This window comes from Metabacillus litoralis (assembly GCF_007994985.1).
Taxonomy (GTDB): Bacteria; Bacillota; Bacilli; order Bacillales; family Bacillaceae; genus Metabacillus; species Metabacillus litoralis.
This window is the reverse complement of sequence record NZ_VOQF01000001.1, coordinates 189,791-203,952: the sequence shown is the minus strand read 5'-3', so window position 1 is coordinate 203,952 and position 14,162 is coordinate 189,791. Positions and strand designations below refer to the sequence as shown.

The following is a 14,162-nucleotide window of genomic DNA, read 5'->3' as shown; positions in this document are numbered from 1 at the left end:
GAAAACCAAAGTTAATAGTTAGCATTACACCATAAGAAAAAACAATTTTAGCTGTGAAACAAGAAAATTCGGGAAGTGACTGTCACAAATGGAAGTCATTGACAATTATTTAATTCAAGCTTATAAATATTTTAAGTGCAAAAATATTTAGAATTATCACAAGGCATTGTTTTAAATCAATATTTAGATAATGGCCTTGAGAGGAAGTAGGTAAATTCCTGAAGTAGTAAGAAAACTTCATCATGTAGCTGTCGAAAAAACAAAGAGAATGGAGCAAGAAAATGAATTCACCTGAATTAGTTATAGGTTATCAAAATGATGATAAGCTTCGTTTCAGCTTTAATGAGTTAGCTACTAGTATTTTTGGCATTCAGTTTGAGGATTGGTACCAAATGGGATATTGGGATCACCGATATGTTCCTCATTCATACGTGGTAGATAACAATGTTGTTGCTAATGTTTCAGTAAATCTAATTGATGTTATTGTTGAAGGAATAGAGGTGAAAGCGATTCAACTAGGCACAGTAATGACTCACCCAGATTTCCGCAATAAAGGACTTTCAGCAAAGCTCATGAATGAGGTGCTATCTAGATACGAAGGACAGTATGATTTCATGTATTTGTTTGCAAACAACACAGTTTTAGACTTTTATCCGAAATTCGGATTTGGAAGGTGCTATGAATCTATTTTTACTACGACAATAAGATCTGGAAACACAAACTATTCCATTACAAAATTAGATGGAACTCTGAAGCAGGATAGAGAGTTTGTCCATACATATGCAAAGCAGAAAAAAAACTTGTCTACTCGATTTGCTACATTCAATGCTGATTCATTGTTAATGTTTTATTGTATCAATGTTTTTACTAATGATCTTTATTATATTAAAGAATTAGATGCAATCATTGTTGCAAAGTTCGAAGAGGAGCAGCTTCATCTTTTTGATTGTCTTAGTAAGGAGGAATGTTCTCTTAATGAAGTAGGAGGAGCACTGCTTAGAAAAGAAGAGGGTACTATTATTTTTCATTTTACCCCAGAGCTAAATGAAGCCGATTATCAGATTGATGCTTATGAAGGTGATGATGTATTGTTTGTACTATCTAAAATGGAGAAATCACTACCTTTACAGTTTAAGCATCCTCTTACTTCTAAGGCATAGCAAGAAATCTGTTAGAGGAGAGGTCGATAGATGTTTAACATGCTGGATGCTCATATTAGTTTAGAATCACTTTTGTGGTTATTTCCATTATCGTTTTTACTTCATGATTTTGAAGAAATAATTTTTGTCGAAGCTTGGTTTAAGATAAACAAGGAGAAAGTTGCTCATAGAATTCCAGCAACATTTCAAAAAACATTTCAAGATATGTCAACAACTACTGCAGCACAGTTTTCAATACCAGTTTTTTTTCAATTAGTTCTATATATCATTGCTACCTATTTGGCGGTTGAACAACATTTTTACTACATGTTTGTTGGGTTTAATCTCATTCTGTTTTTGCATGTGTTTATTCATTTAGGACAGAGTATTTTCTTGCGTGTTTATGCACTTGGGGCAGGAACAGCTCTTTGTATTACGTTGCCGTATTCATTCTATTTATTTTATCGATTACTAACAGAGAATCTAATTTCGATGATTGATTTAGTTTACTCGCTACCTTTTGGTTTAGCGACCATTTTCGTCGTTTTTATAGGTCATCATGTTGCTCCCAAAATTGTTCCGAAGATAACAGCTTAAAAAAGGAAATGATTTTGAATTAAATGGATAGATATTGTTAGAAGAGTGTCTTGAAAAAAGTATATTGGAAAAAAGCATGTACTTTTTTCAATAATCATATCAGTTTTAGTGGCGTATTTATTCATTTACGTATGTTTGAGGGGCTGAGAGGATATAAATCTCTGAAACTACCTAGAATTAATCAACTTTTACTATTAATCGTTCAACTTTATTGAATATTCATTCAACTTTCCCTATTAATCGTTCAACTCTGGCGAATAATCGTTCAACTTGAGTAATGTAAGCAGGTTAATTTAACCAAAAAAATCTGGAAATAAAGAGGTAATTTGCAATATACATAGAATGATAGGTATATCTCATATATTGGAGGTTATGGTATGGAATCTGTTTCTAATAAAATTAGTGGTGTTTTTGTTCCTGTTAGTTCTATAGAACGTGCCCGTGATTGGTATTGTGACATTTTAGGTTTATCAACAGAGGGTGAAATTTATTTTGACCATATTTATGTTTTGCCGTTAAATGGTCCGAACATTGTATTAGATAGCAAAATTTATGCACCAGAAAACGTCTATAAAGTAGCTGCTTTTCAACTTTATACAGAAGATATTGATGAAGCATATGAATTTCTGAAACGTAAAAATGTAGAAATCATAACAAATATCGAAAATGGTCATTGGTTTAATTTTAAGGATCCTGATGGAAATGTATTGATGATGTGCAAGTAAAAGAGTAGGATGAAGAGTCCTTATTATTTTAAATGCTACAGATTAAGGGCTCTGTTTTTATCAGGAAGATTTATTATTTGCAATTCGTAATGATTACGGTTATTATTAAAAAAGAAAATAAATTTAGAGGTGATAAAATGAAAAAGGGTATACATCCTGATTTTCGAAAAGTAGTATTTATGGATACAAACAGCGGATTTAAGTTTTTAACAGGATCTACAAAGGTGACAAATGAGACAATAGAGTGGGAAGATGGAAACTCATATCCGTTAATTAAAGTGGAAATAAGCTCAGACACACATCCATTTTATACAGGAGTACAGAAGTTTACAGATAAAGGTGGAAGAGTAGATCGTTTTCTACAAAAGTATAAAATGAAGGAAAATAATTAATTAGTGGGTAAAAAATACACTTTAAATCGTAATAATTACGTTTAGTAAAAGGAGTTATCTCATATGGCAAAGAAATCAAAGGTAGTAAAGGAATTACAAAGACAAAAAATGGTTGAGAAATATGCAGAAATAAGAAGAGAGTTAAAGGAGAAGGGAGATTACACAGCATTGAGTAAGCTTCCGAGGGATTCAGCACCCTCAAGACTTCATAACAGGTGTCAAGTAACAGGTCGACCAAGAGGCTATTTAAGAAAATTCGCCATGTCCCGAATTGCGTTTCGTGAATTGGCACATAAAGGTCAAATTCCAGGTGTGAAAAAATCGAGCTGGTAGAAGATCAAATGAGGACGTGAAGTGACCATATTACTTCACGTTTCTTCTTTTGCATAAGGAAAAAAGGAGGCTAGTGAGAGTGTATGAATGATAAACTAATGGAGATCTTTGCAAGAAGAATCATTAACTCTCTTTCTATTGAAAAAAGAAAATTATATCAATTCATCGAAGATTTGGAAGATGGTTTAGCTCAACAATCAAATACGAAAGAGCAGTTTTTAACACTTCTTAAAGAGCATTCTCCCCATCATCAGGCTGCGAAGCACTTTAATATGACTATTGAAGAAACAGTAAATTTTATGCATAGTATAGAAGACGAAATAAATAATGAGCTAGATAAAAAATTGGCAAGATACAAAATGATTGATTGTACGAAAAGAGTACAAGAGATAAAGGGAGAACTAACTGACAGGAAGCAGTATTTTCTTGTTATAACGTAATATAATATTAAAAAATTTTTAAAAAGTAAATGACTCCGTTTTACTCAATTTCTTAATGGTGGGCTGTTCTATGAATGAAAATGGTCAAAATCACAATGATACAATTAGGAAAATACTGTTGTAAGTACTCCAGTTATCCTTATTGACAGTATGACGCAATAAGTTATTGGCTATATGCCGCATGACTAGGGTTGTTTTTAAAACATAATTAGATAAGAAATGAGAAAAAAGCATGAGAGAGAAAAAAGTACGTGGAATTAACCGTAAAATCAATAAACTAATAAAACGTATTGAAGAAAACACGATAGAATTTCCATTGAAATTTTATGAAAATGAATATAGAAATTTTCCATTACCTGTTTCACAAGAATTTATAAATTCGAATAAAACACCAACGAAAGTTAAACGAAAATGTATACAAACCTTGATAGATAGAGCTAAACATCTGAGTTACATAAAACCAAAAGAAGAAGAAATATATCGTGTAGTGGTTGCTATTCATTTACCTGATTTATGGAGATCAGAAATTATTGTATTTAAAGGGAAATCCTATTATCAAAAAATTTTTAATAGGAATGATGAACAAACGTGGTTTCCACTTTCTAAAATGAGGAATATTGAAAAGGAATGGAAATTAACAGTCCCAGCTAATATGTCAATAGTAGGATATAGAGAAGAAATTACTGATGAAGATTACCATTACAAGGGAGAAATCTGGTTTATTGGAGATTTAAACTAAATGATAAGTGGTCGACCTTTATTTATAAGCGATTTTTACATTTAATAAAATTACTCATACTTACTCCTTCAATTGAGAAGCCTAAAGAAAAGGTCTAGAGATTGGAGGAGTATTTAGTTGAACTTAGATGATGTGCTAGCTGCTAGGAAAAAGTTTAAAGGAATTGTTCATACAACTCCACTCGATTATTCACACACATTTAGTACAATTGCTCAAAATGAAGTGTATTTAAAATTAGAAAATCTTCAAAAAACAGGTTCCTTTAAAGTTAGAGGATCTTATAATAAGTTAAGCTCTTTGAGCAAAGAAGAATTAAATAAGGGAGTTGTTGCAGCATCGGCAGGAAATCATGCTCAAGGTGTTGCTTATTCTAGTAAAATGCTAGGAATTCCTTGTACGATTGTTATGCCAAAGGGAGCACCACTCAGTAAAGTGCTAGCTACGAAGCAGTATGGTGCTGAAGTTATTTTAGAAGGAACTGTTTTTGATGAAGCCTTAGCATATGCTTTAGAATATTGTGATCGAGTTGGGGGTACGTTTATTCATGCCTTTGATGATCATGATGTGATTGTAGGACAAGGAACAGTAGGAGTTGAAATTGTCGAACAACTGCCAGATATCGATGCTATTATTTGTCCTGTCGGAGGAGGCGGGCTGATTGCTGGAGTAGCGATGGCAGTAAAACAAATGAACCCGAACATAGCAGTTTACGGAGTTCAAGCATCAGCATGTCCAAGTATGAAGCAATCTTTGCTGGAAAGAAAGCCAGTGATGATCGAAGCAACCCCAACAATGGCGGATGGAATTGCTGTCAAAAAGCCAGGACAAAAAAACTTTGACATTATAAAAGAGTATGTTGATGACATTGTTTGTGTGGATGAAATGGAGATTGCCAGAACGATGCTTATGGTATTAGAGAGAAGTAAGCTATTAGTAGAAGGATCAGGAGCTAGTTCACTAGCAGCACTTCTATACAAAAAACTAAACTTGACTGGAAAGAAAGTAACAGCTATTTTGAGCGGTGGAAATGTGGATGTTCACTTTATTTCAAGAATTATTGAACGAGGTTTGGTTGAAGCTGGAAGGTTTGCTCACTTTTCGATGACATTAAAAGATAAACCAGGTGAGCTTGAGAAAGTATTAAGCTCTGTTACGAATCTCAATGCTAATATTCAAGATGTAAATCTTCAGCACGTTGGAAGACATATATACCCGGGATTTGCCCAGCTTGAGATTTCCGTTGAAACAAGAAACAATGACCATATTGAAGAGCTACATAAAGTATTGAAAAACAAAGGATATAATATTCAACTGGTTGAGCGACTTTATGAACAATAATTTTTAATTTCTCAAAATTGCGCGTTAAATTTCAACTAAACAGACAAATAAAACACCCTACAATTAAAAAGCGCCCCACCTGTTAGACATACTTAACAATTGAGGTGCTTTTTTTAGCATCAAATATACAACTAAATCGAAAATGTTGTAGTAGAACATTTCGTAAGGGATAAAAAAATTAACGTAGAAATAACTAAATTTTAACTTTTTAATTTATGCAATGCAATGAAACTTATAGGAGCAAGGAACCTAATTCCTTTTTTACACATAATAATATGATAAAGTGCCTAGAAACGCCGGGTTAGGAGATGTGATCCTATGAAAACAATTGTATTTATTGGAAGTAATAAGTCTGGTACAAGTAGAGACGCATTGAACATTGCAGAAAAAATGGGATATTTTACAGTATTATTTACAGACAGAAAAAAATTCATAGAACAGAGAGAAGAGTTCACAGAAACACATCTTATGATCTTTAAAAAGGACTTGTTAAATAAAGAAGATGTTTTAAACGAAATAAATGAACTAAGAGATAAAGGAAAAGATATTCGGGCAATTGTTAGCTTAATCGATCCATTTGTATCATATTCAGTAAATTTGTCAAAAGAATTAGGATTGAGTCAAATGTCAACGGATGCTTTATACAATATGGAAAATAAGACTAGGTTTCGTTCATTGCTAAAAGACTTATCGTCTTCACCTTATTATACAATTTTTAAAAAGGATGAATTAATTAAAGATATCCTAGATAGGTCAAAAGAATACTTACCTCTTGTGATTAAATCTCCTGAATCAAATGGATCTAAAGATGTTGTATTAGTACAAACGTCCGATGAATTAATAGTAGGAATGAAGAACATGCAAAGTAAAGAAAAGCCCTTACCTATATTAATAGAAGAATATCTACAAGGGAGACAATTCCTTATTGAGATTATTGTTTATAAACAAACGATCTCCATTGTTGCTGTTATTGAGCAAGAAATAACAAGCAAAAAGAGATTTATCATAACGGGTTATCACATGCCTGCCCAGCTATCTAGTTCTTTAATGGAAGAATTAGAAAAAACCATTTCAGAAATCATCCACAAATTAGGTCTGATCAATGGTTCATGTCACTTAGAAATGAGATTAGTACGTGGGCAGTGGAAGTTAATTGAAATTAATCCTAGAATCTCAGGGGGAGCAATGAACCGAATCATTCAATATGCAACAGGTATCGACCTCGTTAAGGAAACATTAAGGTTATATTTAGGTGAAAAGCCTTTAGTAGAAAAGAAAAAGAATCAATTTGTGTTTGCAAATTATTTAATCGTAGAGAGAAGAGGGAAATTAGTAAAGGTAACAGGAAAAAATAGAGCGAAACAATTTAAAGGTGTAAAAGAAGTATATGTAAAACCAAGAAAAGGGAGCATCTTGACACCACCAATGTCCATGGGTGATCGATATGCATATGTAATTGCTACTGGAGATTCACCCCAAGAAGCAAAGCAGAATGCGTTACGAGCATCAAAGGAAATTCAATTTTTTCTAGAACCTTTTTAAGGAAGCTGATGTTATGACACTAATTGGAATGCTTCATCGTCGGAAAAGTCCTTACGTCTTGAAAAGAGCCTATGCCTACGCAGCTGTATCCAAAATGGAAAATGTAGAGTTTTTTTATTTTTCATTTGAATCAGTTAATTTTCAAGAAGGAAAAATCAGTGGGTGGGTTTATGATGATCGCGAATGGAAAAGGAAGGATATGAGTTTTCCAGATGTTGTGATCAATAGTTGTTCACCAAGAAATAAGAGAGAATATCAAATTACTAGGAAATTAAAAAAGCAGTGCTTATTTACAAGTTACTCTGTTGGAAATAAAATGAGCGTTCACAAGAAAATTGTGAAAGCTAAACAGTTTTCTGATTTTATTATCCCTTCTTACTATATAAAAAGTGGTAAAGAAGCTCTTCCCCATTTTTCTAATAATGAAAAACTTGTTTTAAAATCATTATCTGGTAAACATGGAAAAGGTGTTTTATTTATTGAGTGTATAGAGACACAACGATTTAAAGTAGTGGTTGGATCAGAAGTGAAAATTTATTCAGAAGATGAGCTTGTCTTATATATAGATGATTTAATAAAAGAAAAAAAATACATGCTCCAACCATTTATCGAGTGTAAAACAAAAGCTGGTTTAACGTATGACTTTCGTTTGCACGTTCAAAAAAATGGTCAAGGAATATGGGAGATAAACCTTATATACCCTCGTATTAGTGGTAGCAGTAGATTAGTAAGCAATGTGAGTAGCGGCGGGTATAGAGGGGAGCTAGATTCATTTTTAAAAGATGAATTTGATGAAGATTATTTTAATATGAAAAGGTTACTTGAACAATTTACACTTTCATTTACAAAACATTTCGAAAGTCTTTATTCTAAAGAATTTGATGAACTTGGAATTGACGTTGGTCTTGATTCTAATAAAAAGCTATGGATTTATGAAGTGAATTGGAGACCAGGAGCAAAGTTTCGTGAATTTGAAGTTGCGAAAAAAATGATTCCTTACTGTTTGTTTTTAATAAGAAAAAATAATAGTTAAACCCAATTATATCCACATTTGCACATAATTTAACTAGTTAAATATCATATAGTAAATGAATGTATTGGAGGGAGGGGGAGATGATCGATGAATACAATGATTCTAACCCAAACTGTGTTTACAAAGCACTCCAAGAGTTAAAAGAACAGCAAGATCAATTAGAGGGAAGTCCAACTAGCTGTTTTAGCAGCTTATTTAAAAAGCTATTTAAGGTGGATACAATTCCTTTTTTATTATTCAATGAAGATGGGTTATTTGAATTAGCAGGGTTACAGTATGGAGAAAAGGATCATGACCATCATCATTTTCATACAAAATTTTTTAGAATAGAACATCTTGACGAAGAGAAGAATTGTGCTTCACTATCACTTTTACGTCCTATATCTATCTATAGCTCTTATGTAGATGACATTTGTGCTGTAGATCGATTAGAGCGAACGAATATTTGTGTAACAGTTGATTTGTCCTGCTTCTGTGCAATTCAATGTTTAGATGTTGATTTGTTAAAAAAGATCGTAATCGAGCCGAAGTGGTAATCATGGATAATTATTTACTTGCAAAAGTGAACATATAAAAAAACGTGAATCATTAGCTCGTGATCCACGTTTTTTTATATGTTCATCAACAAAAATTACCAATCCGGCAATTGACTGCCTATAACCATTTACCTACTGATGAATATATTATATAGGTCCTGTATATCGTTCGTGGTTTTATTATTGAGCTTTAATTAGAGAGGTTAAAATTTTTTTGTGTTTTCTATTTTTATGCGGATGACAGAAGAGTTCTGGAAAAGAGTTTTAATAAGGAACCTGTAAGTGCAGGTGCTACGAAGGCTAAGGGACACCCACGAAAAAGGGAATGCCTGCAACGGAATTCAACCACCTAAAGAGGTTAACTTATAGTTTGTGAGGAGGGTGAGATATGCATGATCATCTTATTGGGGTATTACTTTCAACACAAGAATTAAAAAAGTTAAAAAAACAAGTTAATAAAGTTGATGGTATGCCTTACGAATATTTAGAGAAGGGGAAAGAATTAGGAAGTCAAATCGCCTTCTTTTCAATAAAAGATGTTTCCATTAATGAGCATACAGTCGAGGCCTATATGCTCCAAAATGAACGAATGAAAAAAGAAACCATTAAAATACCATCTGTTATTTATAATTCCACAAAAATAAACCTAAAAAGAAATATAAAAAAATTACGGCAGCTTTCTCAAATGTCAACTGTTACTGTCATTAATGAGCATCATGTGATAAAAATGAATCATTTGTTTGAATTAATAAAATCTAAGCCTGAACTAAGTGATTACCTTCCTAAAGAAAAAAAATATTTTGGAACTCCTTTTACATTACATGTGTTAGCCCAAAAAAATGAGTTTTTAAAATGGAACATTTCTACTATTTATATAAAAGATCTAGATGAAGTTATTTATAGTCTAAATGAGTGCGGTTTTTTATTTCACCTAGAAGATATAGAGGAAATAGAGAAAAAAATAGTCTCCGTTTCGGAAAAGATTTTAGAAGTGATTCATTTTTATTATCCAGGAATTCATGAGACTAGTCTTCAATTTTCAATATATGATGATGAGAATATGAAGTTACAATCAGTTCGTTCAATAAACACTGGTCTTGATGATCTTTTAAAATGGAAAAAAAACTTATGGAAAACAGTAGCCATGAGGCCGATTGAAGTTGCTTCTCATTTGAAAAAAAATACCTCAAAAAGTTTTATAAGTTCTAATTCAGACGAAACAACAATAACACCAACGATTAGAGAAGAAAAAGATCATCTAGCTGATGTAGAACGTTCTTATTGGATTAAATTTACTGAATTTAATTCAGATGATTTGGTCATAAAACTTCCTCAGGAATTATTAGGGAATAAGTTGAAATCACACCTCTCATTTGAATTTGGAATAGTAGAAACCATGTGTATTGTTGAGCCAGCGGAGAAAACACCAACGTTTGTAAAAGGTAATTCTTACTTTAGCCCTGTAGAAGTTTTTATTTCATCAGGATTAGCGAAAAAAACACATGTAAAGATGGGGCTACATTATCAGATCAAACTTCTAGAAACTAAATTAATTATAGGACCAACAATAGGTTTTTTATTAGGTGAAAAGAATCAACTTTACACAACACAATACATGGAGAAATATAGTGACAGATTTGGGCAGTATGAACGATTTGGCGGGCTAGTCATTGCTTTTTCAACTCGTTCAATTGATTGGGAAAATAAGATGGTTTATGGACAAATTTATAATCCTAAACTTCAAATCTGGGAATATGGGAGTGCTCCCATTCCATCTGCGATTTATAGAAGGAATTTCCATCAAAACGAAGATCGTATAAATCAACTTATTCAATTGACGAATAATAATTTGTTTAATTCTCATCATTTTAAGAAATCAGATTTGCATTTATTACGGGATGAACCCACTATTAGTAAACATTTACCTTCTACTCATATATTTAGTAATAACCAAGATTTCATTCGTTTTCTGCATGAGGAAAAAAAGATTATTCTAAAACCTGTTGACCTGTCTAGAGGCCGAGGAATCTTTATTCTTGAAGAAAATGAGAACCGTGAAGGCTATGTGTTGTATGATTATCGAAAAAAATATCGTATTCGCCATCTTATTCAGGATGAAAAAATTCTCATGGAAATGTTAGATAACTTGGAAATTTGCAAGCAACAATATTTATACCAAACCTATATCTCACTTTTAAAGGTAAATGAGAGACCATTTGATGTGAGAGTAGTTATGCAAAAAAATAAAAGAATGGAATGGGATTGCACCGGGATTGAGTGTAGGGTCGCCGGTGAAAATGAGGAACTTACAAATATAGCTAGAGGTGGCTTTGCTATGACGTTAGAAGAGGTGATTAGGAAATCAAATAAACCTCTTTCATATGCATCTATCCATCAGAAGGTTATAGAAGTTTGTCACAACTTTTGTCTTGTGATGACTAAACATGCACAACATTATGCAGAATTTGGGATAGATATAGCTTTAGATGAAGAAGGATATCCATGGATATTAGAAGCAAATATTTTCCCGAGTTTCAAAGGGTTTAAAAAGATGGATTATGATACGTACTTAAAAATAAGGTATCAACCACTTTTTTACGCTGTGAATCTTCAAGGTTTCGATATTGTAAAGGAGGATTTAGGAAATGAAGTATACACTCAAAATAAGTCCTACCTCTAATAAAGAGATCTTTCTTCATGCTAATACTTTATCAAACCTTGCTATTAACGAATGCAATATGAATCTAACGATTGGTGCTAATAAACAAATAGTTAAAGTTGATGTTCATGATGACGAAGAATCAGTCATTATTTTATCAGAAGATGTGTTTAATCATTTTTCAATACCTACTAACCTCGACTATGAACTTACTGTCAATCAAAATGAATTGATTATTGGTCCTGTGATCGGTTTACTTGTTCGTGGAAAAACAAGTGAGATGACAATGGAAAGAATTAGAATTTATAAAAATTATATGTATGGCTACAAACAAATAAACGGCCTAATTCTTTTGTTTACATCAGATGGTATCGATGAGGAAAAGCGAATCATTACAGGTTTCGCTTATGATCCAATTCAAAATGTGTGGGAAAAGGGGACTTTCCCTTTTCCAGCTGCAGTATTTATTAGAAAGACACTGAAAACATCAATGAGAAACCAATTAGAACGACTTATAGGTTCAAATTATTTTAATTCACATGTTTTTAATAAGTGGGAAATGTGGGAATGGTTTTCAAGCAATGATTCTTTAAAGGGCTTTTTTGCAGAAACAGTTTTAGCTAACGATTTTCCTGCATTAGAGAAATTAGTAAACAACCATTCTTCTATATATATTAAACCAGCATCTGGCATGCAGGGCTCAGGCATTTACCTCCTTAGTAAAACAGAAGAGGGGTACACGTTAAAATATCGGTTTAAGAATGAAAATATTTCAACGTTATTTGATGATTGGTATTCTATTCAAGAGTATTTACAAACTGAGTTAAAGATAGAAAGATATATTGCTCAGCAAGGAATATCACTGATAAAAGAAAATGGGAGATTAATGGATTTAAGAGTGATTGTAACAAAAGATCATAATGGAAAGTGGTCAGTTCCAGGGATTGTCACTAAATTAGGGGAAGAAAATAGTATCGTAAGTAATATTTCAAGTGGAGGATCTGCTGAACAAGTATGGGAAACATTACAAAGAATTTATAAAGACTCCCCAAAAGATGCTTTTAGGAAATATATAGAATTAGAGAATTTAGCCATACAATGTTGCAAGTATTTAGAAAATAAAGGTCTTCATCTTGCTTATATTGGGATTGATATAGGCATGGATGAACATAAAAATTTATGGGTTATTGAAATTAATAATCGCAGCCCTGACATGACAATCGCTTTGGATGCTAAAGATGAACAGCTTTATTATAAGATAAAAACAGCACCCTTAAAATATGCGAAATGGTTAAGTGGATTTAGGAGTGTTGTATAAATGAAACGTTTCCTATTATATCAAAGTGAATGTGAAACAAAGGATTTTGTGATTACGTTTAATGAAAAAATACTAAATGAGTTAGGTTTAGAGAAACATCAAGAATTAACTTTAACTTATGGAAAACGGAAGCAACAAGTAGTTGTGAAAGTTCATTCACTTCTAGATGAGGAACGAGTGTTCATTTCTAGTAATATCAAAACCTCTTTATTAATTGATTTGGATGTAAAATACGAGTTCTCGCTTAAAAATAATGAGTTAATAATAGGACCTGTTATCGGATTATTATTAGGTAAAACAGAAACAAGATTAGAAAAAAATTTGCATCATTATGTAATTTATACAATGTTATATGAGCAAATTAATGGTGTGCTTTTTGTGTTTAGTGAAGACCAAATTGATTTTGATGAAGAAAAGATTTCAGGATATATTTATGATCCAAGTAAAGAAAATAACTGGAGAAAAGCTGATTTACCTTTTCCTGGCGCGATTTATCGAAGGGTTGAACTCGCAAGTCCTACGTTGAAAAAACTAAATAACTGCATGGGTAAGAGTTTTTTTAACTCCAATTACTTTGATAAATGGCAATTCTGGAAGTGGTTAGAGCCTTGTCATGAATTAGTAGAAAATTTACCGAAAACAACAAAAAAAATCAATTTACATGCAGTAGATGAGTTTATCGATCGTTATAAAGGGGCTTACTTAAAACCAAAAAGTGGTTCAAGAGGTAAGGGAATTCATTATATTGAAAAAGAAGATGAACATTATATCATTTCGAAAAATTATGAAGATGAAAGTAAAAAAATAACAACTGAAGAAATGCGTAGCTTTTTAAGAAAGCATTATTACTATTTATTGCAAGAACCGATCCGTCTACACACCTATGAAAATCGAAAAGTTGATTATCGTGTGATACTTCAAAAAAACCATACAGGGTTTTGGCAGTGCACAGGAATGATTGCAAGGTTTGGGCAAACAAACGCAATTTCATCAAATTTTAAAGCAAATGGATTTGCAAGAGATGGTATTTCTGCTTTGAAGCTTCAATTTGGTTATGATGAGTTAACCGCATTCAATAAGTACCAAGAAATTGTTCGAATTTGCACAAAAATGGCGAAAAGAGTTGATCAAGTAGGTGGAGGTTATGCAGATTTAGGAATCGATGTTGGAATTGATGAAGACGAAAAAATTTGGGTGATTGAAATGAACAAAAGACATGATCACGATTTTCCACTTATGATTAAGGATCGAAAAATGTATTATTTAGTGAAATCCAATCCGGTTTTGTATGCGAAGTATTTGGCGATGAACGGTTTCAATGATGGAAGTTGAAGTATTAAGGAAGTCATAAAAAAAGACGAAAAAATCTAT

General features: G+C 32.3%; 14 protein-coding genes. All 14 read left to right on the top strand.

All coding sequences use genetic code 11. The features are described 5' to 3' along the window. The first annotated feature begins 281 nt into the window (after positions 1 to 281). The 14 genes from FS935_RS01035 (at position 282) to FS935_RS00970 (ending at position 14,123) form a co-directional block, all read left to right on the top strand. A complete protein-coding gene (locus FS935_RS01035; protein ID WP_146945675.1) occupies positions 282 to 1,160 on the top strand; it encodes a GNAT family N-acetyltransferase in 879 nt (292 codons plus the stop codon). Between the two features lie 30 nt (positions 1,161 to 1,190). Beyond that, positions 1,191 to 1,736, top strand: coding sequence for an HXXEE domain-containing protein (locus FS935_RS01030; RefSeq protein ID WP_146945674.1), 546 nt, complete (start codon positions 1,191 to 1,193; stop codon positions 1,734 to 1,736). Between the two features lie 377 nt (positions 1,737 to 2,113). After that, positions 2,114 to 2,461 (top strand): VOC family protein, encoded by a 348-nt coding sequence (locus FS935_RS01025; protein WP_146945673.1) that lies wholly within the window; start codon positions 2,114 to 2,116, stop codon positions 2,459 to 2,461. Positions 2,462 to 2,598: 137 nt separating this feature from the next. Further along, a complete protein-coding gene (locus FS935_RS01020) occupies positions 2,599 to 2,853 on the top strand; it encodes a type B 50S ribosomal protein L31 (protein ID WP_146946303.1) in 255 nt (84 codons plus the stop codon). A 63-nt stretch (positions 2,854 to 2,916) separates the two neighbouring features. Beyond that, the gene (rpsN, locus tag FS935_RS01015; protein ID WP_146945672.1) at positions 2,917 to 3,186 is read left to right on the top strand and encodes a 30S ribosomal protein S14; all 270 of its coding nucleotides are present in this window, start codon (positions 2,917 to 2,919) and stop codon (positions 3,184 to 3,186) included. An 83-nt stretch (positions 3,187 to 3,269) separates the two neighbouring features. Next, positions 3,270 to 3,626 carry a hypothetical protein gene (locus FS935_RS01010; RefSeq protein WP_193559338.1) on the top strand — a complete coding sequence of 119 codons (357 nt, stop codon included), beginning with the start codon at positions 3,270 to 3,272 and terminating at the stop codon, positions 3,624 to 3,626. Positions 3,627 to 3,858: 232 nt separating this feature from the next. Continuing rightward, a complete protein-coding gene (locus FS935_RS01005; protein ID WP_146945671.1) occupies positions 3,859 to 4,365 on the top strand; it encodes a DUF3916 domain-containing protein in 507 nt (168 codons plus the stop codon). A 117-nt stretch (positions 4,366 to 4,482) separates the two neighbouring features. Further along, positions 4,483 to 5,703 carry a threonine ammonia-lyase gene (gene ilvA / locus FS935_RS01000; RefSeq protein ID WP_146945670.1) on the top strand — a complete coding sequence of 407 codons (1,221 nt, stop codon included), beginning with the start codon at positions 4,483 to 4,485 and terminating at the stop codon, positions 5,701 to 5,703. Positions 5,704 to 6,021: 318 nt separating this feature from the next. Then, a complete protein-coding gene (locus FS935_RS00995) occupies positions 6,022 to 7,245 on the top strand; it encodes an ATP-grasp domain-containing protein (protein ID WP_146945669.1) in 1,224 nt (407 codons plus the stop codon). 13 nt (positions 7,246 to 7,258) lie between these two features. Next, complete coding sequence (locus tag FS935_RS00990; RefSeq protein WP_146945668.1) at positions 7,259 to 8,278, top strand: YheC/YheD family protein; 1,020 nt, start codon at positions 7,259 to 7,261, stop codon at positions 8,276 to 8,278. An 80-nt stretch (positions 8,279 to 8,358) separates the two neighbouring features. Beyond that, entirely contained in the window at positions 8,359 to 8,814 is a 456-nt protein-coding gene (locus tag FS935_RS00985; RefSeq protein WP_158638489.1) for a CotY/CotZ family spore coat protein, read from the top strand. 388 nt (positions 8,815 to 9,202) lie between these two features. Then, positions 9,203 to 11,494: a YheC/YheD family endospore coat-associated protein gene (locus FS935_RS00980; RefSeq protein WP_146945666.1), complete on the top strand. Its 2,292-nt coding sequence runs from the start codon at positions 9,203 to 9,205 to the stop codon at positions 11,492 to 11,494. After that, on the top strand, positions 11,460 to 12,791 hold the full coding sequence (locus tag FS935_RS00975) for a YheC/YheD family endospore coat-associated protein (RefSeq protein ID WP_146945665.1): 1,332 nt from the start codon (positions 11,460 to 11,462) through the stop codon (positions 12,789 to 12,791). Before FS935_RS00980 ends, FS935_RS00975 begins: the two co-directional genes overlap by 35 nt. Next, the gene (locus tag FS935_RS00970) at positions 12,792 to 14,123 is read left to right on the top strand and encodes a YheC/YheD family endospore coat-associated protein (RefSeq protein WP_146945664.1); all 1,332 of its coding nucleotides are present in this window, start codon (positions 12,792 to 12,794) and stop codon (positions 14,121 to 14,123) included. It begins immediately after the preceding gene. The last annotated feature ends 39 nt before the right edge of the window (positions 14,124 to 14,162 follow it).